Source organism: Streptomyces sp. NPDC046727 (assembly GCF_040645635.1).
GTDB lineage: Bacteria > Actinomycetota > Actinomycetes > Streptomycetales > Streptomycetaceae > Streptomyces.
This window is the reverse complement of sequence record NZ_JBEYYR010000001.1, coordinates 55,910-75,345: the sequence shown is the minus strand read 5'-3', so window position 1 is coordinate 75,345 and position 19,436 is coordinate 55,910. Positions and strand designations below refer to the sequence as shown.

21 protein-coding genes and 1 riboswitch are annotated in these 19,436 nt (G+C 71.7%); of the genes, 11 read left to right on the top strand and 10 right to left on the bottom strand.

The features are described 5' to 3' along the window. Nucleotides 1-34: 34 nt before the first annotated feature. Nucleotides 35-1,504: an endonuclease/exonuclease/phosphatase family protein gene (locus ABZ937_RS00390; RefSeq protein ID WP_361684061.1), complete on the bottom strand. Its 1,470-nt coding sequence runs from the start codon at nt 1,502-1,504 to the stop codon at nt 35-37. Nucleotides 1,505-1,610: 106 nt separating this feature from the next. Beyond that, nucleotides 1,611-3,002 carry a PLP-dependent aminotransferase family protein gene (locus ABZ937_RS00385; protein WP_361684058.1) on the bottom strand — a complete coding sequence of 464 codons (1,392 nt, stop codon included), beginning with the start codon at nt 3,000-3,002 and terminating at the stop codon, nt 1,611-1,613. 47 nt (nt 3,003-3,049) lie between these two features. Here ABZ937_RS00385 and ABZ937_RS00380 point away from each other — a divergent pair, with 47 nt between their 5' ends. From ABZ937_RS00380 to ABZ937_RS00365, 4 genes are all read left to right on the top strand, one after another. After that, nucleotides 3,050-3,550 (top strand): carboxymuconolactone decarboxylase family protein, encoded by a 501-nt coding sequence (locus ABZ937_RS00380; protein ID WP_361684055.1) that lies wholly within the window; start codon nt 3,050-3,052, stop codon nt 3,548-3,550. Continuing rightward, nucleotides 3,547-3,990, top strand: a complete 444-nt coding sequence (locus ABZ937_RS00375) for a carboxymuconolactone decarboxylase family protein (RefSeq protein WP_361684053.1) — start codon at nt 3,547-3,549, stop codon at nt 3,988-3,990. Before ABZ937_RS00380 ends, ABZ937_RS00375 begins: the two co-directional genes overlap by 4 nt. Beyond that, nucleotides 3,987-4,709 (top strand): isocitrate lyase/phosphoenolpyruvate mutase family protein, encoded by a 723-nt coding sequence (locus ABZ937_RS00370; RefSeq protein ID WP_361684050.1) that lies wholly within the window; start codon nt 3,987-3,989, stop codon nt 4,707-4,709. The genes ABZ937_RS00375 and ABZ937_RS00370 overlap by 4 nt, the downstream gene beginning before the upstream one ends. Before the next feature lie 487 nt (nt 4,710-5,196). Further along, entirely contained in the window at nt 5,197-6,408 is a 1,212-nt protein-coding gene (locus ABZ937_RS00365; RefSeq protein ID WP_361684047.1) for a UDP-N-acetylglucosamine--N-acetylmuramyl-(pentapeptide) pyrophosphoryl-undecaprenol N-acetylglucosamine transferase, read from the top strand. Here the strand turns inward: ABZ937_RS00365 and ABZ937_RS00360 are convergent. The 3 genes from ABZ937_RS00360 to ABZ937_RS00350 all read right to left on the bottom strand — a co-directional run bounded on the left by ABZ937_RS00360 (nt 6,362) and on the right by ABZ937_RS00350 (nt 7,714). Next, the gene (locus ABZ937_RS00360; RefSeq protein ID WP_361684044.1) at nt 6,362-6,793 is read right to left on the bottom strand and encodes a low molecular weight phosphotyrosine protein phosphatase; all 432 of its coding nucleotides are present in this window, start codon (nt 6,791-6,793) and stop codon (nt 6,362-6,364) included. The two genes, ABZ937_RS00365 and ABZ937_RS00360, sit on opposite strands and share 47 nt — an antisense overlap. 131 nt (nt 6,794-6,924) lie before the next feature. Further along, nucleotides 6,925-7,113 carry a transposase gene (locus ABZ937_RS00355; protein ID WP_361684041.1) on the bottom strand — a complete coding sequence of 63 codons (189 nt, stop codon included), beginning with the start codon at nt 7,111-7,113 and terminating at the stop codon, nt 6,925-6,927. Nucleotides 7,114-7,150: 37 nt separating this feature from the next. Next, nucleotides 7,151-7,714: a TetR/AcrR family transcriptional regulator gene (locus tag ABZ937_RS00350; protein WP_361684038.1), complete on the bottom strand. Its 564-nt coding sequence runs from the start codon at nt 7,712-7,714 to the stop codon at nt 7,151-7,153. Nucleotides 7,715-7,801: 87 nt separating this feature from the next. On the opposite strand from ABZ937_RS00350, the gene ABZ937_RS00345 reads away from it, so the two are divergent. After that, the gene (locus tag ABZ937_RS00345; protein ID WP_361684035.1) at nt 7,802-8,263 is read left to right on the top strand and encodes a nuclear transport factor 2 family protein; all 462 of its coding nucleotides are present in this window, start codon (nt 7,802-7,804) and stop codon (nt 8,261-8,263) included. Here the strand turns inward: ABZ937_RS00345 and rocD are convergent, their stop codons facing one another. Beyond that, complete coding sequence (rocD, locus tag ABZ937_RS00340) at nt 8,264-9,472, bottom strand: ornithine--oxo-acid transaminase (protein ID WP_361684032.1); 1,209 nt, start codon at nt 9,470-9,472, stop codon at nt 8,264-8,266. A gap of 130 nt (nt 9,473-9,602) precedes the next feature. After that, nucleotides 9,603-9,691, top strand: a riboswitch (ZMP/ZTP riboswitch). Between the two features lie 32 nt (nt 9,692-9,723). Between rocD and ABZ937_RS00335 the strand changes: the two genes are divergently transcribed. The 3 genes from ABZ937_RS00335 to ABZ937_RS00325 all read left to right on the top strand — a co-directional run bounded on the left by ABZ937_RS00335 (nt 9,724) and on the right by ABZ937_RS00325 (nt 13,020). Continuing rightward, nucleotides 9,724-11,172: a glycine hydroxymethyltransferase gene (locus tag ABZ937_RS00335; protein ID WP_361684029.1), complete on the top strand. Its 1,449-nt coding sequence runs from the start codon at nt 9,724-9,726 to the stop codon at nt 11,170-11,172. Nucleotides 11,173-11,274: 102 nt separating this feature from the next. After that, a complete protein-coding gene (gene trpS / locus ABZ937_RS00330; protein WP_361684026.1) occupies nt 11,275-12,288 on the top strand; it encodes a tryptophan--tRNA ligase in 1,014 nt (337 codons plus the stop codon). Nucleotides 12,289-12,435: 147 nt separating this feature from the next. Beyond that, a complete protein-coding gene (locus ABZ937_RS00325) occupies nt 12,436-13,020 on the top strand; it encodes a 2'-5' RNA ligase family protein (protein WP_361684023.1) in 585 nt (194 codons plus the stop codon). A gap of 10 nt (nt 13,021-13,030) precedes the next feature. Here ABZ937_RS00325 and ABZ937_RS00320 read toward each other — a convergent pair whose 3' ends face one another. Beyond that, entirely contained in the window at nt 13,031-13,798 is a 768-nt protein-coding gene (locus ABZ937_RS00320) for a decaprenylphospho-beta-D-erythro-pentofuranosid-2-ulose 2-reductase (protein WP_361684020.1), read from the bottom strand. Nucleotides 13,799-13,883: 85 nt separating this feature from the next. On the opposite strand from ABZ937_RS00320, the gene ABZ937_RS00315 reads away from it, so the two are divergent. Continuing rightward, nucleotides 13,884-14,792, top strand: coding sequence for a YihY/virulence factor BrkB family protein (locus ABZ937_RS00315; RefSeq protein ID WP_361684017.1), 909 nt, complete (start codon nt 13,884-13,886; stop codon nt 14,790-14,792). On the opposite strand, the gene ABZ937_RS00310 is transcribed toward ABZ937_RS00315, so the two are convergent. Next, nucleotides 14,740-16,029 (bottom strand): D-alanyl-D-alanine carboxypeptidase, encoded by a 1,290-nt coding sequence (locus ABZ937_RS00310; protein WP_361684014.1) that lies wholly within the window; start codon nt 16,027-16,029, stop codon nt 14,740-14,742. The two genes, ABZ937_RS00315 and ABZ937_RS00310, sit on opposite strands and share 53 nt — an antisense overlap. Here ABZ937_RS00310 and ABZ937_RS00305 point away from each other — a divergent pair. Both ABZ937_RS00305 and ABZ937_RS00300 read left to right on the top strand, forming a co-directional pair. Beyond that, nucleotides 16,028-16,267: a hypothetical protein gene (locus tag ABZ937_RS00305; RefSeq protein WP_361684011.1), complete on the top strand. Its 240-nt coding sequence runs from the start codon at nt 16,028-16,030 to the stop codon at nt 16,265-16,267. The genes ABZ937_RS00310 and ABZ937_RS00305 overlap by 2 nt on opposite strands. 193 nt (nt 16,268-16,460) lie before the next feature. Further along, on the top strand, nt 16,461-18,005 hold the full coding sequence (locus ABZ937_RS00300; protein ID WP_361684008.1) for an ABC transporter substrate-binding protein: 1,545 nt from the start codon (nt 16,461-16,463) through the stop codon (nt 18,003-18,005). A 12-nt stretch (nt 18,006-18,017) separates the two neighbouring features. Here the strand turns inward: ABZ937_RS00300 and ABZ937_RS00295 are convergent, their stop codons facing one another. Together ABZ937_RS00295 and ABZ937_RS00290 are read right to left on the bottom strand one after the other, a co-directional pair. Continuing rightward, entirely contained in the window at nt 18,018-18,605 is a 588-nt protein-coding gene (locus ABZ937_RS00295; RefSeq protein WP_361684005.1) for a Uma2 family endonuclease, read from the bottom strand. 89 nt (nt 18,606-18,694) lie between these two features. Continuing rightward, the gene (locus ABZ937_RS00290; protein ID WP_361684002.1) at nt 18,695-19,435 is read right to left on the bottom strand and encodes a TetR family transcriptional regulator; all 741 of its coding nucleotides are present in this window, start codon (nt 19,433-19,435) and stop codon (nt 18,695-18,697) included. Nucleotide 19,436: the final 1 nt, after the last annotated feature.

The window sequence follows — 19,436 nt, the reverse complement described above, 5'->3', positions numbered from 1 at the left end:
GCACCGGTGGCGCCGGTGCACCGGGGCGGCGTCGCTAGGGAAGCAGGGTCGTCGAGCGCAGCGCGTGGTGGTCGGAGCCCCACGTGCCCGCCGAGACCGCGCACGCGGTGTGCCCGGCCCCGAAGATGTAGTCGATCTTCGAGTTGCCGGTGGTGTTCCGGCCGTCCCGCGCGCTGCCGGCGTCCTGCAGCTGAGCGCACTCGCGGTACGCGTCGTACGCCGGGTCGAGGACCGCGTGGCCGTCCCAGCCGCGGGCCGGCGGGTTGACGTTCAGGTCGCCGCCGAACACCACGCGGTAGCCGCTGTCCTTCGCTCTCGCCTCGTCGCCCATCAGCTCGTCCCGCTGGAAGCCGTGGGCCGACCAGTCGGTGTCCTCCCAGTCCTTGCCGCCGGTGCTGAAGTGCGCGCCGCAGTACATGACGGCCTTCGACACGATGGCCGCGCACAGGGCGGCCCGCTGCTCCGCGCCGGCCGGGGACCTCAGGATGTGCGCCCGGTACCAGGTGTTCTCCTCCGGCACCGCGACGCTGATGCCGTACGCGCCCCGGTTGCCGTACCCCGTGGCGTCGGCGCATTCCTTCTGCGCGAGCACGGAGCCGCCGTTGGTGGCGACGGTGTAGTAGATGGGTGCGAACCTGACGTCCCAGCCGGTGCCCGTGCGCTGCTCCAGCGCCGTCTCGACCGGCTTGGCGAACTGCTCGCAGGTCTCCTCGAAGAACAGCGCGTCGGGGGTGTAGGCGGAACCGACGTCGTTGAGCTGCCCGATGACCTGGTCGGCGATGTGGCCGGGCGTCGAGTGGTGGTTCGCGCAGTCGGTGTTCTGGTCCCCGCACAGGTTCCAGGCCATGACCTTCACCGAGGCGGGCGAGGGCGCCACGGGGGCGGGCGGAGAGCCCCACTGAGCCGTGTCGGCCTCGACGGCCCCCACGTGGTCGTCGCCGGCCCGAACCAGCCGGAAGCGCTCCCAGGAGCCGATCCTCGCCGTCGTCGCCGTCCGGGCCCGCAGCACCGCGTAGTCGGGGTCCGTGGTGGCGTAGCCGAGTTCCGCGGCTACGTACTTGTCGGCGATGGGCGAGTACAGCTTGTAGTAGGCGCCGTCCGCGTCGCTGCCCTCGTACGTCAGCTGCAACTGCTCCCAGGAACCGAGGTGGTCGCCCTGGGCGCGCAGCTTGTCACTGTTGTTGATGTCGGTGCTGACGAACAGCCCGTTCACCTCGCTGCGCAGGCTGACGTGCGCACCCTTGTCCTCGGTGTGCAGCGTGAACCGCTCGGCGGGACCGGCCGAGCCGGCGACCGCCCGGAGCCTGGCGTAGTCGGCGCCCGTGCCGGTGGCCGGGGCCGAGACGAACTTGCTGTTCGCCATGGACTGCAGGGCCCACGTCTGCCCGGCGGACTTGCGGAGCTGATCGGCATCCGGCGCGGCGCTCGCCCGTCCGGGCCACTGCCACTGGACGCAGATGACCAGACCGAACAGCGCGGCCAGCAGGGCCACGGCTCTTCGCATGGACGCCCCTCCCCGTCGTGCGGCCCGCTTTCGACCCACGACCTCGTACGTTCGAATAGCGAGGCGCAGACACTACCGGTTCATGGCGGGCGGCCGAACCGCACTCCTACGGCAGCACCCTGCACAGAGCCTCCAACGCCCCCGCCCAGGCGCTGTCCGGTGGTGTGCCGTAGCCGACGACCAGGGCGTCCAGGGGCTCGGCGACGGCCTCCGGGTGCCGGTGGTAGTCCAGGCCGTGCAGGGCCAGGCCCTGCCAGGCGGCGGCCTGGACCACCGACTGCTCGGTGCCGGGCGGGAGGCGCAGGAGCGCGTGCAGGCCGGCGGCGATCCCGGTGACCTGTACCCCGGGCGCGCGTGCGGTGACGGCGGCGGCGAGGGCGTCGCGGCGGCGCCGGTAGCGCAACCGGGAGGAGCGGACGTGCCGGTCGTAGGCGCCGGAGGTGAGGAACTCGGCCAGCGTCAGCTGATCCAGCGCCCCGACCGTGTCGATGCGCCCCTTGGCCGCGGTCACCTCCTCCACCAGGGCCGGCGGCAGCACCATCCAGCCCAGCCGGAGCCCGGGGGCCAGGGACTTGCTGGCGGTGCCCAGGTAGACCACGCGGTCGGGGTCCAGGCCCTGCAACGCGCCGATCGGCTGGCGGTCGTAGCGGAACTCGCCGTCGTAGTCGTCCTCCAGGACCAGGCCGCCGGTGCGCCGCGCCCAGTCCACGACGGCGGCCCGCCGGTCGGGGTGCAGGGGCGTGCCCATCGGGAACTGGTGGGCGGGGGTCAGGAGTACCGCGCCGGCGTCGCCCAACCCGCCGGGGTCGGTGCCGAGTTCGTCGTACGGCAGGGCGGGCGTGGCGCAGCCCGCGTCCCGCAGCAGCGACCAGTGGACGTCCAGGCCGTACGACTCCACCGCCACCGTCCGCACCCCGCGGGCCCGCAGCACCCGGCCGAGGATGCCCAGGGCGTGCGAGAAGCCCGCGGTGATCACGACCCGGTCCGGGCCGGTGCGGACGCCCCGGGCGCGGGCGAGATAGCCGGCGAGGGCGGCGCGCAGTTCGGGGCGGCCCCGCGGGTCGCCGTAGTCGAGGGCGTCGAAGGGGGCCGTGGCCAGCGCGCGGCGGGCGGCCTTGAGCCACTCGGCGCGCGGGAAGGCGGCGAGGTCGGGGGTGCCCGGGACGAGGCTGTGGACGGGGCGGCCGGGTGCCCGGCGGGCCGCCGCGGCCGTACCCGACGGCGGGGCCACGACCCGGTCGCCGACCCGGGTGCCGGAGCCCTGCCGGGCGGTGAGCCAGCCCTCCGCGACCAGGTCGGCGTAGGCCTCGGCGACGGTGTTGCGGGCGATGCCGAGGTCGGCGGCGAGGGAGCGGGAGGACGGCAGCCGGGTGCCGGGGGCGAGCCGGCCGGAGCGGACCGCGTCCCGCAGGGCGTCGGTCAGGCCCCGGCGCAGGCCGCCCGCGCGGCTCGGTTCGAGGTGCAGGTCGACGCCCAAAGTGGCCCAGGATCTCCCCATGGAAATGGACCATACTCCTGGGCTGCCTCGCTTCTAGGGTCGAAGACATGACCACTGCAGAAGAACCCGTCGTGTACGCCGCCGAAGAAGCCCCGCGCCTGAACTGGGCCGAGCACGCCCCCGAGGTCTACAAGGCGATGATCCGCCTGGACACCGCCGCCCGGCGCGGGCTGGACCCGAAGCTGTACGAGCTGGTGAAGATCCGGGCCTCGCAGCTCAACCACTGCGCGTTCTGCCTCGACATGCACACCAAGGACGCGCTCGCGGCCGGCGAGAGCGTCGAGCGGATCGTCCAGCTCAGCGCGTGGGAGGAGTCGCGGCACTTCTACACCGAGAAGGAGCTGGCGGCGATCGAGCTGACCGAGGCGATCACCGTGCTGACGGACGGTTTCGTGCCGGACGAGGTGTACGAGAAGGCCGCCAAGCAGTTCGAGGAGGCCGAGCTGGCCCAGCTGATCGCCGCGATCACGGTGATCAACGCATGGAACCGGTTCGGCGTGACGACCCGGATGACGCCGGGCCACTACCAGCCGGGGCAGCACAAGTGAGCCGTACCCAGCTGCTGGACCCGGCGGTCGGCCGGGCGATGGCCACGGCCGGCGCGGCGGCGAAGAAGGGGCTCGGCGATCCGGCTCTCGCCGAGCTGGTCATGATCCGGGCCTCGCAGCTCAACCACTGCGCGTTCTGCCTCGACATGCACCTTCGACTGGCCCGGGAGAACGGGGAGTCGGAGGACCGCGTCCAGCTCCTCAACGCCTGGGAGGAGACCGAGGACCTCTACAGCGAGCGGGAGCGGGCCGCGCTGGCGCTGACCGAGGCGGTCACGGTCCTCACGGAGGGCTTCGTGCCGGACGAGGTGTACGAGCGGGCCGCCCAGCACTTCGACGCGGGCGAACTCGCCCATCTCATCGGCCTGATCACCGTCATCAACGGCTGGAACCGCCTGATGGTCAGCCGCCGCGTCCCACCAGGGGGGTACCAGCCGTGAGCAAGGTGGACGAGTTCCGCGCCCTGCACCGAGGGCGCGCCCAGGGTGATCCGCTGGTCCTGCCCGGGCCGTGGGACGCGGCCAGCGCGCGGGTGTTCGTGGCGGCCGGGTTCCCGGCGCTGGCCACGCCGAGCGCGGGCGTCGCCGCGTCCCTCGGGTACGAGGACGGGGCCACCCCGGCCGACGAGATGTTCGCCGCGGTCGCCAGGATCACCCGGGCGGTGGACGTGCCGGTGTCGGCGGACGTCGAGAGCGGGTACGGGCTCGCGCCGAAGGAGCTGGTGGAGCGGCTGCTGGAGGCGGGTGCCGTCGGCTGCAACCTTGAGGACTCCGACGGGGGCGCCCTCAAGGACCCGCACGAGCACGCCGAGTTCCTCGCCGAGGTGCGGTCCGCCGCCGCCGACCGGCTGTTCGTCAACGCCCGCGTCGACGTCTTCGTCCACGGCGACGGGGATCCCGAACGGGTCATCGAGCGGGCCGCGCTGTACGTCGCCGCGGGCGCCGACTGCGTGTACCCGATCCTCGCCCCGGCGGACGTACTGCCCCTGCTGCGCTCCGGGATCCAGGGCCCGCTGAACGCCCTGTCCCGGCTGGACGGCGAGGGCCCCTCGCCCGCCGCGCTCGGCGGACTCGGGGCCACTCGGGTCACGTTCGGGCCGGGATTCCAGCGGCGGGCCGCGGCGGCACTGCGGGGGATCGCCGACGGCCTGCTGCCCTGAGGCCGTTCAGGTCCAGCGCGGAGACGGCCGTCGTCCTGCCCGCAGGTGATACAGATGCCGATGTCGCCCTTGAAGCTGCGGATGCTGGCGCCCGGTGCTCCGAGGGCCTGGCGGCGGTCCCGCGTGCAGCGGGTACCGGAGTCGCCAGCGGCGGCGCGGTTGTCCAGCTTGCGGCGGCGGTTGCGAGTCATCGCGGAATCTCTCCCTGGCACGTCCACGCCCGCGCCGAGGCGAGGAAAAGATCGTTGGACTTGTCCGCGGGGAATCCGGCGTGGTCGAGAGATCACGGGGGGTGTGCGATGCCGTACGGCGTGGACTTGGCGTTCCGGGTGGAGGAGGAGCCGGCCGAACTTTCCGACGTCGGCTGTGTGAGCTGGGCCTGAGGGAGTCGACGCGTGGTGTGGATTCGAGCGCGGCGGGCCAAGCGGCTGCCTCAGCGGCTACTGTGGCGGCTCGTCTGATCTCCGTTTCGCCGAGGAGCAGCCCGATGCACAGCGCCCCCTTCCGTCTTGTCGTCACGGGCGGCGGGACCGGTGGACACACGTATCCCGCGCTGACTGCGGTTCGCACCCTGCAGGCCCGGCTCGCCGCCGAGGGGCGGGCGCTCGAGACTCTGTGGATCGGGACGGCTGACGGGCTGGAGGCGCGCGTCGCTCCGGCCGAGGGCATCGCGTTCACCGCGGTGGCGACCGGCAAGATCCGCCGCTCCAGGAATCCGATCAGGATGGCGTCGCCGGCGAACGTCAAGGACATGGCCCGGGTGCCGCTCGGCGTGCTGCAGGCGCGGCGGGCCATCGACCGGTTCCGGCCGGATGTGGTGCTGGCGACGGGTGGCTATGTGGCGGTGCCGGCCGGGCTGGCGGCGCGGATGTGCCACCGGCCGCTGGTGCTGCACGAGCAGACGGTGCGGCTGGGATTGGCGAACCGGAAGCTTGCGGCGTCGGCGGCGCGCATCTGCGTGTCGTCGGAGTCGACGCTGGAGCTGCTGTCGGAGTCGGCGCGCGCGATCGCCGTGGTGACCGGGAACCCGGTGCGGCCCGAGGTGCTGTCCGGACAGGCGGACAGGGCTGTCCAGGCGTTCGGCCTGTGGGGGTTCGATCGGCAGCTGCCGACCGTGTACGTCACTGGTGGGGCGCAGGGCTCGCAGCAGATCAACGAGCTGGTCGCCGAGGTGCTGCCGTGGCTGCTGCAGTACGCGAATGTCATCCACCAGTGCGGCCCGGCCAACGAGGAGGGTCTGCGGGCACGCGCGGCCGGGCTGCCGCCGGAGCTGGCGGCTCGCTACCACCTGGCGGGGTTCGTCAGCGGCGAGCTGCCCGACGTCCTGGCCCTGGCCCACGTCGTGGTCTCGCGCAGCGGGGCCGGGACGCTGGCGGAGCTGACCGCGCTCGGCAAGCCGGCCGTGTTTGTGCCGCTGGCGTCGTCGGCGGGGAACGAGCAGGTTCACAACGCGCGGCACTTGGAGCAGGCCGGGGCGGCGGTCGCGCTCACGGGCGAGGTGACGGCGGCCCGGTTGCAGACAGCGGTGGGCCCGCTCCTGGCCGATGCCCAGCTGCGGTGGGGCATGGCGGAGCGGGCTCGCGCGTATGGCCGTCCGGACGCGGCGGACAGGCTCGTGGACGAGATCCTTTCCGCCGCGGCGGGTCAGCCGGTCACCGGTCGGGCCGGCCGACGTGGAGAGCCGTCCCTGCCTCGATGAGGACGGCGCACGCGTTGAACGCCTCCTGGTCCTTGCCCATCGGGTCGGGGACGTCGCGGTCGGTCGGATACAGGCTCAGCTTGGGCTGAACGTCGTCGTCGGTGATCTCGCGGAGGACTTGGAGCACGGAGGCATCCATCGCCAGGACGCTGTCGGCCCAGCCGAGCATCTCCCGGGTGAGCTGCTGGCCGCGGTGGGCGGTGAGGCCGAGGCCGAGCCGCCTGGCGGCCTCGATCATCGAGTCATTGGCGGGCTCGCCTTCCCACTTGCCGATCAGCCCGGCTGAGCGGACTTCGAGTTCGCCGGCGCCCCGCTTGGCGAGAGCGAGCGCGGCGAACGGGCTGCGGCAGTAGTTGCCGACGCAGACGGTCAGGACCTTGCGCACGATGCGGCTCCCACGGTCTTGAGGACCTGACCGAAGACGGTGACGACCTGGTCGATGTCGCTGTTGGTGAGGTGCTGGTGGAACGGCAGCGTCAGGACCTACGGAGCGGTCGGGGTCGACATCGACCAGCCTCACGCCGTCCAGGCCGGCGAGCACGCGCCGGTAGTCTCCGGCAGACGGACCCACTGCGTTCCGGTCTGGAACTTGAACGCGATCGCATCGATCACCTCCCGGTGGTCCCGCCGGCGGCCACCCCGCTTCGGCGTCCGGTCCGGGAGCAACGGCTCGATCCGTGCCCCCTGCGTATCAGTCAACGGCACACCCGGACCAACGACCGACTGGTCCGAACGACAGGGCCTAATCGGCCAGCAGCCTCTCCACCGCCGCCCGCGCCTCCCCCGCCGCCGCCGGATCCCCGGTGATGCCCGCCGTGACGATGGCTCCCTCGGCGAGCAGGAACACCGGTTCGGTCACCGGGGCGCCGGTGGCCGACACCCAGGCGGCGAGCTGGTCGTGGAAGGCCCGCTTGTGGGCGCGGACCTCGGCCAGGACCGGCTCGGACGACGAGCCGAGTTCGCCGTGGGCGTTGATCCAGGCGCAGCCGCGGAAGCCGGGCTCCGCGAACCACCCGGCGAGCCAGTCGAAGACCGCGAGGACCCGTCCGCGCGGGTCCGGGACGCGCTCCACATGCGCGGCCAGGCTCGCGCGCCAGCGCCGGTCGCGCCGCCGGAGCATGGCGACCACGAGGTCCTCCTTGGTCGCGAAGAGCCGGTAGATCCGCTTCAGCGGCAGTCCGGACGCCTCGCGGACCCGGTCCATCCCCACCGCCTGGATGCCGTGCGCGTAGAACAGCGCCTCCGCCGCGTCCAGGAGTGTCTCGCGGTCCTGGCGGTTCTGCTCTTCGGTGATCGGGGCGGGCATCCGGGGGCTCCTTGACGATGAGAACGGTCGTTCTCTACCTTAGTCGCATCACTGGAGAACGCTCGTTCTCGACTTGAGGAGGCCGCCGTGCCCGAGGACCGCCCGCCCTACCCGCCGTACACCCTGGAAACCGCCCTCCAGAAGGTGCGGGCGGCCGAGGACGCCTGGAACAGCCGCGACCCCCACCGGGTCGCCCTCGCCTACACGCCGGACTCCGTCTGGCGGAACCGGGACCGGTTCCTCACCGGCCGGGAGGAGATCGTCGCCTTCCTCACCGAGAAGTGGGAGCGCGAACGCGACTACGCGCTGCGCAAGAGCCTCTGGAGCTTCCACGAGAACCGGATCGCCGTCCGCTTCCAGTACGAGTGCCGCGACGCCGACGGCCAGTGGTGGCGCAGCTACGGCAACGAACTGTGGGAGTTCGACGAGCACGGCCTGATGCGCCGCCGCGAGGCCGGCATCAACGACGTAGCCATCAGCGAGGCCGACCGGCGCATCTTCGGCCCCCGGCCCGCCGACGAGCACGGGACCGACATCCCGCTCCGCTGATCAGTCCCCGCAGAGCACCTCCCGCAGCTGCTCCAGCCCCCACTCCAGCTCCTCCTCGCCGATCACCAGCGGCGGCGCGATCCGGACCGTCGACCCGTGGGTGTCCTTGACCAGGACCCCACGGGCCAGCAGCCGCTCGGAGACCTGCCGGCCGGTGCCCACCGCCGGCGAGACGTCCACCCCGGCCCACAGCCCGCGCCCGCGCACCGCCGTCACCCGGCCCGTGCCGCGCAGCTCGGCCAGCCGCCGGTGCAGCCGCTCGCCCAGCCGCGCCGCCCGCTCCTGGGGCTCGCCGGTCCGCAGCATCGCGATCACCTCCAGCGCCACCGCGCAGGCCAGCGGATTCCCGCCGAACGTCGACCCGTGCTCGCCCGGCCGGAACACCCCGAGCACCGCCGCGCTCGACACCACCGCCGACACCGGCAGGATCCCGCCGCCCAGCGCCTTCCCCAGGAGGTACATGTCCGGGACCACGCCCTCGTGCTCGCACGCGAAGGTGCGGCCGGTGCGGCCGAGCCCCGACTGGATCTCGTCCGCGACGAAGAGGACGTTCCGCTCGCGCGTCAGCTCCCGCACCCCGGGCAGATAGCCGGCCGGCGGCACGATCACCCCGGACTCGCCCTGGATCGGCTCCAGCAGCACGGCGACCGTGTTCTCGGTGAGCGCCGACCGCATCGCGGTCAGATCGCCGTACGGCACGATCTCGAAACCGGGCGTGTACGGCCCGAAGTCCGCCCGCGCCTCCGGATCCGTCGAGAAGCTGATGACCGTCGTCGTACGGCCGTGGAAGTTGCCGCCCGCCACGACGATCTTCGCCATCTCCGCGGGCACCCCCTTCACCCGGTACCCCCACTTCCGGGCGGTCTTCAGCGCGCTCTCCACCGCCTCCACGCCCGTGTTCACGGGCAGCACCATCTCCATCCCGCACAGCTCCGCCAGCTCGGTGCAGAAGGCGGCGAACCGGTCGTGGTGGAAGGCGCGGGAGGTCAGCGTCAACCGGTCCAGCTGCCGCCGGGCCGCCTCGACCAGCCGCGGGTGGCCGTGCCCGAAGTTCAGCGCCGAGTACCCGGCCAGCAGGTCCAGATAGCGCCGCCCCGCCACATCGGTCAGCCACGACCCCTCACCGGTGGCGATCACGACCGGCAGCGGATCGTAGGTGGGCGCGCTGTGCGCGTCGGCGGCGGCGATGAGGTCTTCTGCAGCGGTCACGGCCTCTCCCGGAGACGACTCGCATTCGACGGTGAACCCCTTCTCATCCTCGCTCGCACGGCGCACGCGGGCCGCGATCGACATGCGGCCACCGCCGCGTGTGCCCCGCCCGGCGCGCCCGGTAGGCTGACGAGCGGGCCGTGACTGGCGCGCTGGGATGGGACGGACCATCAGGGAGCGGCCCGAGTGGGAAAAGTGCCGTGCGCCTGGGCCGAACGTGAACGCTGTACGCACACCGTCCGGAGGTCCCCATGCCAGAGCAGCCCCTGTCGACCGAGTCCACCGCCTTCCGCGCCGCGCTCGACGTGATCCGTGCCGTCGAGCCGCGGGTCGCCGACGCGATCGGCCAGGAGGTCACCGACCAGCGCGAGATGCTGAAGCTGATCGCCTCGGAGAACTACGCCTCCCCGGCGACCCTGCTCGCCATGGGCAACTGGTTCAGCGACAAGTACGCCGAGGGCACCATCGGCCGCCGCTTCTACGCCGGCTGCCGCAACGTCGACACCGTCGAGGCCCTCGCCGCCGAGCACGCCCGCGAACTCTTCGGCGCCCGCCACGCCTACGTCCAGCCGCACTCCGGCATCGACGCCAACCTCGTCGCCTTCTGGGCCGTCCTCGCCGACCGCGTCGAGGCCCCCTTCCTGGAGAAGGCCGGCGCCCGGCAGGTCAACGACCTCACCGAGGCCGACTGGGCCGAGCTGCGCCAGGCCTTCGGCAACCAGCGCATGCTCGGCATGTCCCTGGACGCCGGCGGCCACCTCACCCACGGCTTCCGCCCGAACATCTCCGGCAAGATGTTCGACCAGCGCTCCTACGGCACCGACCCGGCCACCGGCCTGATCGACTACGAGGCGCTGCGCGCCCAGGCCCGCGAGTTCAAGCCGCTGATCATCGTCGCCGGCTACTCGGCGTACCCCCGTCTGGTGAACTTCCGGATCATGCGCGAGATCGCCGACGAGGTCGGCGCCACCCTCATGGTCGACATGGCGCACTTCGCCGGCCTGGTCGCGGGCAAGGTCCTCACCGGCGACTTCGACCCGGTCCCGCACGCCCAGATCGTCACCACGACCACCCACAAGTCCCTGCGCGGCCCGCGCGGCGGCATGGTCCTGTGCGACGACTCCCTCAAGGACCAGGTCGACCGCGGCTGCCCGATGGTCCTCGGCGGCCCGCTCCCGCACGTCATGGCCGCCAAGGCCGTCGCCCTGGCCGAGGCCCGGCAGCCGTCCTTCCAGGACTACGCCCAGCGCATCGTCGAGAACTCCCGCGCCCTCGCCGAGGGCCTGATGCGGCGCGGCGCCACCCTGGTCACCGGTGGCACGGACAACCACCTCAACCTGATCGACGTCGCCACCTCCTACGGCCTCACCGGCCGCCAGGCCGAGTCCGCCCTGCTCGACTCGGGCATCGTCACCAACCGCAACGCCATCCCGGCCGACCCGAACGGCGCCTGGTACACCTCCGGCATCCGCGTCGGCACCCCCGCGCTCACCACCCGCGGCCTCGGCACGGCGGAGATGGACGAGGTGGCGTCCCTGATCGACCGCGTCCTGACGACGACGGAACCGGGCACGACGAAGTCGGGCGCCCCCTCGAAGGCCGCCCACGTCCTGGACGCGAAGATCGCCGACGAGATCTCCCACCGGGCGACGGACCTGGTGGCGGGCTTCCCCCTCTACCCGGAAGTCGACCTCGGCTGAAGCACCCCTGAAAGGGGCACGGGGAACTGCGCGCCCAGCCACAACGGGCCCGCGGTTCCCCACGCACCGATCCCGCCCCATCTCTCTGCGACAATAAAAAACATGGCTTCAGACCGACCTCGCGTGCTCTCCGGTATTCAGCCAACGGCTGGCTCGTTCCACCTCGGCAACTACCTCGGCGCCGTCCGCCAGTGGGTGGCCCTGCAGGAGTCCCACGACGCGTTCTACATGGTCGTCGACCTGCACGCGATCACGGTCGCGCAGGACCCGAAGGAGCTGCGGGCCAACACCCGGCTCGCCGCGGCCCAGCTGCTGGCCGCCGGCCTGGACCCCGACCGCTGCACCCTCTTCGTGCAGAGCCATGTCCCCGAGCACGCCCAGCTGGCCTGGGTCATGAACTGCCTCACCGGCTTCGGCGAGGCCAGCCGCATGACCCAGTTCAAGGACAAGTCCGCCAAGCAGGGGGCCGACCGGGCGAGCGTCGGCCTGTTCACGTACCCGATCCTCCAGGTCGCCGACATCCTCCTGTACCAGGCCAACGAGGTGCCGGTCGGCGAGGACCAGCGCCAGCACATCGAGCTGACCCGTGACCTCGCCGAGCGGTTCAACGGCCGGTTCGGCGACACCTTCACCGTCCCGAGGCCGTACATCCTCAAGGAGACGGCGAAGATCTACGACCTCCAGGACCCGACGGTCAAGATGAGCAAGTCGGCGTCCACGCCGAAGGGCCTCATCAACCTCCTCGACGACCCGAAGGCCACGGCCAAGAAGGTCAAGAGCGCGGTCACCGACACGGACACGGTGATCCGCTTCGACGCCGAGAGCAAGCCGGGCGTGTCGAACCTCCTCACCATCTACTCCACGCTCACCGGCACGTCGATCGGCCAGCTGGAGCAGGACTACGAGGGCAAGATGTACGGCGCCCTCAAGACCGACCTCGCCGACGTCATGGTCGAGTTCGTCACCCCGTTCCGCGAGCGCACCCAGCAGTACCTGGACGACGCCGAGACGCTGGACTCGATTCTGGCCAAGGGCGCGGAGAAGGCGCGCGCCGTCGCCGCCGAGACCCTCGCGCAGGCGTACGACCGCGTGGGCTTCCTGCCCGCGAAGCACTGAAAGGCGCCCAGGGACACCGGGAAGGGCAGAGCGCTGCACATCACTTCCGCTGCGCCTGCCCACAGGACATCCGTGGCCGTACAGTCGATAGCCGACGGCCGGGACGAGTCGGCCGAGAAGACGACAGACGCGACGACAGGAGACGACGTGGGGACCGTAACGATCGGCGTGTCGATCGCGGTCCCGGAGCCTCACGGCAGCCTGCTCCAGGAGCTGCGCGCGGGCTTCGGCGACGCCGCGGCTCACGGCATCCCCACGCACGTCACGCTGTTGCCGCCGACCGAGGTGGACGCGGCCGACCTGCCGGCGATCGACGCGTACCTCACCGAGGTCGCCGCGAGCGGCCGGCCGTTCCCGATGCAGCTGTCCGGCACGGGCACCTTCCGGCCCCTGTCGCCGGTGGTGTACGTGCGGGTCGTCCAGGGCGCCGAGGCGTGCACCCGGCTGCAACAGCGGGTCCGGGACGCCTCCGGGCCGGTGGCGCGCGAGCTGCAGTTCCCGTACCACCCGCATGTCACCGTCGCGCACGGCATCGACGACGCGGCGATGGACCGCGCCTTCGAGGAACTGGCGGGCTTCGACGCCGAGTGGCCGTGCACCGGCTTCGCGCTGTACGAGCAGGGCGCCGACGACGTGTGGCGCAAGCTGCGCGAGTACACGTTCGGGGGATCCGTCGTACCGCCCCAGGTGGGCCACGCGGACGCCGAACGCGGCACGATCGCGAGCCGTTGAGCGAGCGGCTCTAGACGGGCAGCCGCCGGAACAGCGCCCGCGGTGTGTGCCGTAGCGCCGCCATCAGCGGGCGGAGCGAGCCCGGTACCCAGATCGTCTCCGAGCCGCGGCGCAGGCCGAGTTCGATGGCCGTGGCGACCGCCTCCGGTGTGGTGGCGAGCGGCGGCCGACGCAGGCCGGCCGTCCTCCTCGTCCGGACGAATCCGGGGCGTACGACCATCACGTGCACGCCGGTGCCGTGCAGCGCGTCACCGAGGCCCTGGGCGAAGGCGTCCAGGCCGGCCTTGCTGGAGCCGTAGATGAAGTCGGCCCGGCGGGCCCGCTCGGCCGCGGTGGCGGACAGGACGACGAGGCGGCCGTGGCCCTGGCCCTGGAGGGCGCGGCCGGCGACCAGACCCGCCGAGACCGCCCCCGTGTAGTTGGTCCCGGCGACCCGCACCGCGCGGACCGGGTCGCGCTCGTCGTGCGCCTGGTCGCCGAGGACACCGAAGGCGAGCAGCACCATGTCGATCGCGCCCTCGGCGAAGACCTTGCCGAGGACGGTCTCGTGGGACTCGGGGTCGAGCGCGTCGAAGGCGACGGTGCGGACGTCCGCGCCGAGCGCGCGCAGGCTGCCGGCGGCCTTCTCCAGCGCGGGACAGGGGCGGCCCGCCAGCCACACCGTGCGCGTGCGGCGGGCGATCAGCCGGCGCGCGGTGGCCAGCGCGATCTCGGACGTGCCGCCGAGGACGAGCAGGGACCGGGGCAGTTCGGTGGGCGGTACGGTGGCATCCTTCATGACAGTCGACCGTATCGCCCATATATGCCCGTTCGGGCGGTGAAACGCGGTGTTGCTATTCCCGCGCAGCGGGCACAGTCGGATCATGGACTGGCTGAAGAAGCTCCCCGTCATCGGGCCGATCGTCACCCGGCTGACCGCCACGCACGCGTGGCGGTCCTACGAGCGGCTGGACCGGGTGAAGTGGACCCGGCTGGCCGCCGCCATGACGTTCGTCAGCTTCGTGGCGCTGTTCCCGCTGCTGACCGTGGCCGCGGCGATCACCGCCGCCACGCTCAGCCCGGACCGGCAGAAGACCGTGGAGCGCAGGATCGCCGACCAGTTCCCGGGCATCTCCGAACAGCTGGACCTCACCTCCCTGGTGCACAACGCGGGCACGGTCGGCGTCATCGCCGGCGCGGTGCTGCTGTTCACCGGCATCGGCTGGGTCGGCCAGATGCGGGACTGCCTGCGCGCGGTGTGGGAGCTGCCGGACCGCGAGGAGAACCCGGTCCTCACCAAGGCCAAGGACGCCGGCATCCTGCTCGGCCTCGGCGGCGCCCTGCTGGTCACGCTCGCCGCGTCCACCCTCGCCTCGGCCGCCGTCGGCTGGCTGTCCCGGCAGATCGGCCTGGGCGAGCACAGCTGGGGGAGCGTGCTGCTGCGGATCGCCGCGTTCGCCGTTGCCGTGCTCGCCGACTTCCTGGTCCTGCTCTACGTCCTGACCCTGCTGCCCGGGGTCGAGCCGCCGCGCCGCCGCCTGCTCGTCGCCGCGCTGCTCGGCGCGATCGGCTTCGAAGTGCTGAAGCTGCTGCTCAGCGGCTATATCCAGGGCGTGGCCGCGAAGAGCATGTACGGCGCGTTCGGGGTCCCCGTGGCACTGCTGCTGTGGATCAACTTCACCTCGAAACTCGTCCTGTTCTGCGCCTCCTGGACGGCGACGCAGGCCAAGGAATCCGAGGTCACGGGCGCGTCCGACGGCGCATCAGGTCCGGCAGCGGCCAACGGCGGTTGACCAGGAAGGCCCCGCCGGCGAGCAGCACCAGCAGCCCGCCGGCGACGGCCAGGGCGATGCCGGCGCCGCTGGAGCCGGACCCGGCGCCGGCGCTCGCCGCCGCCTTCGCACCCGACCCGCCCGTCCCGCCGGACGCGCGTCCCGCGTCCTGCCCCGCCTGCCCGGCCGAGGCGGCGGCGTCCGGTCCCGCGGCGTGGGACGCGGCGCTCTTCGGCGGCACCAGCTCGCCCACCGCCTTGACCTTGCCGACCGCCTGGAACCCCCAGTCGAAGAGCTTCGCGGTCTCCTTGTAGACCTCGTTGTGCTCCTTCTTCTCCGGGTTCATCACGGTGACCAGCAGCACCTTGCCGCCCCGTTCGGCGACGCCGGTGAAGGTGGCGCCCGCGTGTGTGGTGTTGCCGTTCTTCACGCCCGCGATGCCCCGGTAGACGGGGACGTCGCTGTCACCGCTCAGCAGCCGGTTGGTGTTCCGGATCTCGGCGTCCCCGAACTTCGCGCTCACGGTGGAGCAGTACTCGCGGAAGTCCTTCTTCTGCAGCCCGGAGCGGGCGAACAGCGTCAGGTCGTACGCCGACGAGACCTGGCCCGGCGCGTCGTAGCCGTCCGGCGAGACCACGTACGTGTCCAGGGCCTGCAGTTCCTCGGCGTGGTCCTGCATGTCCCTGACGGTCTGCCCGACCCCGCCGTTCATCGCGGACAGCACGTGTACGGCGTCGTTGCCCGAACGCAGGAACACCCCGAGCCACAGGTCGCGCACGGAGTAGGTGCCGCCCTCCTTTATCCCGACCACGCTGGAGCCGGCGCCCATGCCCTTGAGGTCCGCCGGCGCCACCTTGTGCCGGGTGTTCTTGGGGAAGCGGGGCAGCACGGTGTCCGCGAACAGCATCTTCAGGGTGCTCGCCGGGGGCAGCCGCCAGTGCGCGTTGTGCGCGGCGAGGATCTCGCCCGACTCGGCGTCGGAGACGATCCAGGAGCGGGCGGTGAGGCCCTTGGGCAGCACCGGGACGCCGGGGGCGAGGTCGACCTGGGTGCCCGGCTGCCCGAGCCGGACGCCGCCCACGGTCGACATCTGCGCCGGGGGAGTGGCCGTAGGGCTCGTCGAAGGGGTCGGCGCGGCGAGCGCGGCGGGCGCGGTGACGGACAGGGACAGCAGGGCGGCGGAGGTGAGCAGCAGGGATCGCCGGCCCGCCCCACCCCCGACACGGCACCGGACAGGCGACGGCGATACTGAGGGCATGAAGCTCAGCCGCCCGGTCTCCTGGTTCCTGCTCGCGTTCGGGGTGTGGTCCTGGGTCATCTGGGTCACTTTCGTCAAGAACTTGATCAAGGACAGTAGCGGGCTCGCCTTCGACGACGGTCACCCGACCGCGTACTTCTGGGTGCACCTGCTGCTGGCGGTCGTCTCCTTCGTATTGGGGACGGTCATCGGGGTCATCGGGTTGCGCGGACTGCGCGCGCTGCGCCGGAGGTCATAGCGAAGAGTCTGTGAATTCCGGCGGAGACAACGCGTCGGTAAGTTCTTCCACAACTGGTCAGAAAGCCCTTCCCCCCGGTGAAACCGGTGTGATTAGGTGAGCCGCGTCACTCAGGGGGAGTGGCCGATTCGTGCTGGGCCAGGGGTAGGGCCTTGACGGGCCCGGGGAGGGCACCACCGTGCGATCTGTTCGCATGCGGATTCTCGTGACGCTGCTCGTGCTCGCCGTCGTGGGGATCGGCGGCTGGCAGCTGTTACCGTCGCGGGAGGGCAAGAGCGGGACCATCACCGTCGGTACGACGGACGCGGTCACCGCGCTCGACCCGGCCGGCGCCTACGACGCCGGATCCTGGGCGCTGTTCAGCAATGTGTTCCAGTCGCTGCTGACGTTCGAGCCGGGCGGGGTGGAGCCGGTCCCGGACGCCGCGCGGAGCTGCGCCTTCGAGGGCGGCGGCCTGAAGACGTACCGGTGCACCCTGCGTTCCGGGATCACCTTCCCGAGCGGGCGCGAGATGACCGCCGAGGACGTGAAGTACTCCTTCGAACGGGTCAAGAAGATCGACTCCGATGTCGGCCCGGCCTCCCTGTTCGACACGCTCGGCACGGTGACCGCCGACGACGCGCACACCGTCACCTTCCACCTCTCCTCCGGGGACGCCACCTTCCCGCTGAAGGTCGCCACCGGCGCCGGCGCGATCGTGGACAGGGAGAAGTACCCGGCCGACTCCCTGCGCACGGACGCCGCCGTCGACGGCACCGGCCCGTACACCCTGACGGCGTACACCAAGGACGAGAAGGCGGACCTCGCGCCGAACAAGCGCTACAAGGGCTCTCTGGGCGGTACCGGCCGCCCGGTCGAGCTGCGCTACTACGCCGACTCCGCGAAGCTCGACCGCGCCTGGCGGGACCGGCGGATCGACGTCGCCACCCGGACCCTGCCGCCCAAGGTGCTCTCCGAGCTGAACCCGAGCGACCCCGGGCAGCGGGTCACCGAGTCCGACAGCTCCGAGACCCGCAACCTGTACCTCAACACCCGCTCCGGCTCCGCGCTGCACGATCCGCGGGTGCGCCGGGCGATGGCCTGGCTGATCGACCGCGAGCAGCTGGCCGCGACGGTCTACGACGGCACGGTCGACCCGCTGTACTCGCTGATCCCGACCGGTATCACCGGCCACACCACGTCGTTCTTCGACAACTACCCGAAGCGGAGCACCCGGAAGGCGCGGGAGCTGCTCGCCGAGGCCGGGGTGAGTCTGCCGGTGCGCTTCACCCTCGGCTACGGCATCGGCCGCGGCGCGAGCGCGGAGGAGTCCGCGGAGCTGAAGAAGCAGCTGGAGGCGAGCGGTCTGTTCGCGGTGGACCTCAAGGGCTACGAGTGGACCGACTTCCAGAAGCGCTGGGCGGCCGGGAAGATGGACGCGTGGGCGGTCGGCTGGGTGGCCGACTACCCCGACCCGGACACCTTCGGCGCCCCGCTCGTCGGCACCGGCTCCACCATGAGCACCGGGTACAGCAACAAGCTGGTCGACCATCTCATCCTGGAGAGCCGGCAGTTCGCCGACCGCAGCCGGGCCGCGAAGGACTTCGAGGACATCGAGGCGGACGTGGCCGAGGACGTCCCGCTGATCCCGCTGTGGCAGCGCAAGGAGTACGTGGTCAGCACCGAGGACGTGGGCGGGGGCCAGTACCTGACGGACGGCACGGGGGTGTTCCGGTTGTGGCGGCTGACCTGGATCTGATGGACAGCCAGGTCAGCCGTGGCCGGCTTGAAGGAGGCGGGTCACATCGAGGGTGACCTTGCCTCCGACGGACTCGGGAAGGGTGACGAGTTCGCCGGGGATGTGGATGCCGTGGTTCTTGTAGCGGTCGGCCACCGGCTCGGTGAGGAGATGGACGCGCTGGTGGTGGCGGTCGATGATGACGTACACCGGGACCTTGGCCTTGGCGTAGGAGGTGACCTTGTCGCGCAGATCCGTCCGCCAGTTACTGGAGGTGACCTCCATGACCAAGCGGAAGCAGGTGGGGTCGTAGCAGCTGTTCTCCACCAGGTGATCGCGGTAGTCGTCGTCGACCACGGACAGGTCGGGGAGGGCGTAGTCCTCCGGACCGGTGGGCAGCCACAGCCCGATTCCCGGCAGCGCTCTCACGAGGCCCAGCTGCTGGAAGGGAGCTGCGAAGAGCATCAGGGCCTCGGAGTGCGGGCCGTCCGGTGCTGGGCTCACGAGAATCTGGCCTCCGAGGATCTCGGCACGAAGGCCCGGGAGACGCTCCATGATCTGGTTCGCCTCGGCGATCTGCGACCAGTCCTCGTGGGGCCGCTCGACAGCTGCTGCGGACATCAGGTGCCTCCTATGGGCGGTGTCGAGAGCATCATCGTAGGCAGCCGGAACCCCAGGTGTCCCCTTCCCGCGCCTTCACCCGAAGGTGATCACTCCTCCCGTTTGCGCCCCGGATCCGGCAGCACCTTCGTCATCCCCGGCAGGAAGTCCGTGAACAGCTCGTGGACCTCCAGGACCAGCGGCCGTAGCACCCGGAACCGGGCCAGGGAGACACCGCGGGCCGTCAGCCGGGCCCCCCGCCGCGCCAGCCGGTAGCTGCGCTCGCGGTCCTCCGTGCGGTCGAAGACCCAGTACAGCACCAGGCCCATCTGGGACAGCCACATCAACTCCGGGAGTACGTCCCGGAGTTCGGGGGCCACCTTGGACTTGGACCCGGCCAGCACCTCCCGGTGGACGCTGACGGCCTGCTCGCGGGCGTGCTCGCTCTCCGGCGAGAAGGGGCTGAGCGGGCTGTCGGGGTCGGCGGCGTTCTTGAAGAACTGGACGGCGAACTCGTGGTACGGCCGGGCGATGTCCAGCCACGCGGTGAGCACGCCCGCGAGCCGCGCCTCCAGGTCGGTCTCCCGGTCCAGCACGTCCCGGACCGCCGCCTGGTGCTCGGCGGCGATCCGGTCGTAGAAGCCCTGGATCAGGTGTTCCTTGCCCGCGAAGTAGTAGTAGGCGTTGCCGACGGAGACCCCGGCCTCCGTGGCGATGGCCCGCATCGTCGTCTTGTCGTACCCGCGCTCCTGGAACAACCGCATCGCGGTCTCCAGGATCAGCGCACGGGTCTGCTCGGACTTGCTGCTCTGGGGGCCGGCCGCCTCGGGGCCGTCGTTCTTCTCGGGCACG

Coding starts and splice junctions, on each gene's coding strand:
- ABZ937_RS00390 (WP_361684061.1), bottom strand. CDS start 1,504: ATGCGAAGAGCCGTGGCCCTGCTGGCCGCGCTGTTCGGTCTGGTCATC.
- ABZ937_RS00385 (WP_361684058.1), bottom strand. CDS start 3,002: ATGGGGAGATCCTGGGCCACTTTGGGCGTCGACCTGCACCTCGAACCG.
- ABZ937_RS00380 (WP_361684055.1), top strand. CDS start 3,050: ATGACCACTGCAGAAGAACCCGTCGTGTACGCCGCCGAAGAAGCCCCG.
- ABZ937_RS00365 (WP_361684047.1), top strand. CDS start 5,197: ATGCACAGCGCCCCCTTCCGTCTTGTCGTCACGGGCGGCGGGACCGGT.
- ABZ937_RS00350 (WP_361684038.1), bottom strand. CDS start 7,714: ATGCCCGCCCCGATCACCGAAGAGCAGAACCGCCAGGACCGCGAGACA.
- ABZ937_RS00335 (WP_361684029.1), top strand. CDS start 9,724: ATGCCAGAGCAGCCCCTGTCGACCGAGTCCACCGCCTTCCGCGCCGCG.
- trpS (WP_361684026.1), top strand. CDS start 11,275: ATGGCTTCAGACCGACCTCGCGTGCTCTCCGGTATTCAGCCAACGGCT.
- ABZ937_RS00320 (WP_361684020.1), bottom strand. CDS start 13,798: ATGAAGGATGCCACCGTACCGCCCACCGAACTGCCCCGGTCCCTGCTC.
- ABZ937_RS00315 (WP_361684017.1), top strand. CDS start 13,884: ATGGACTGGCTGAAGAAGCTCCCCGTCATCGGGCCGATCGTCACCCGG.
- ABZ937_RS00305 (WP_361684011.1), top strand. CDS start 16,028: ATGAAGCTCAGCCGCCCGGTCTCCTGGTTCCTGCTCGCGTTCGGGGTG.
- ABZ937_RS00310 (WP_361684014.1), bottom strand. CDS start 16,029: ATGCCCTCAGTATCGCCGTCGCCTGTCCGGTGCCGTGTCGGGGGTGGG.
- ABZ937_RS00300 (WP_361684008.1), top strand. CDS start 16,461: ATGCGGATTCTCGTGACGCTGCTCGTGCTCGCCGTCGTGGGGATCGGC.
- ABZ937_RS00295 (WP_361684005.1), bottom strand. CDS start 18,605: ATGTCCGCAGCAGCTGTCGAGCGGCCCCACGAGGACTGGTCGCAGATC.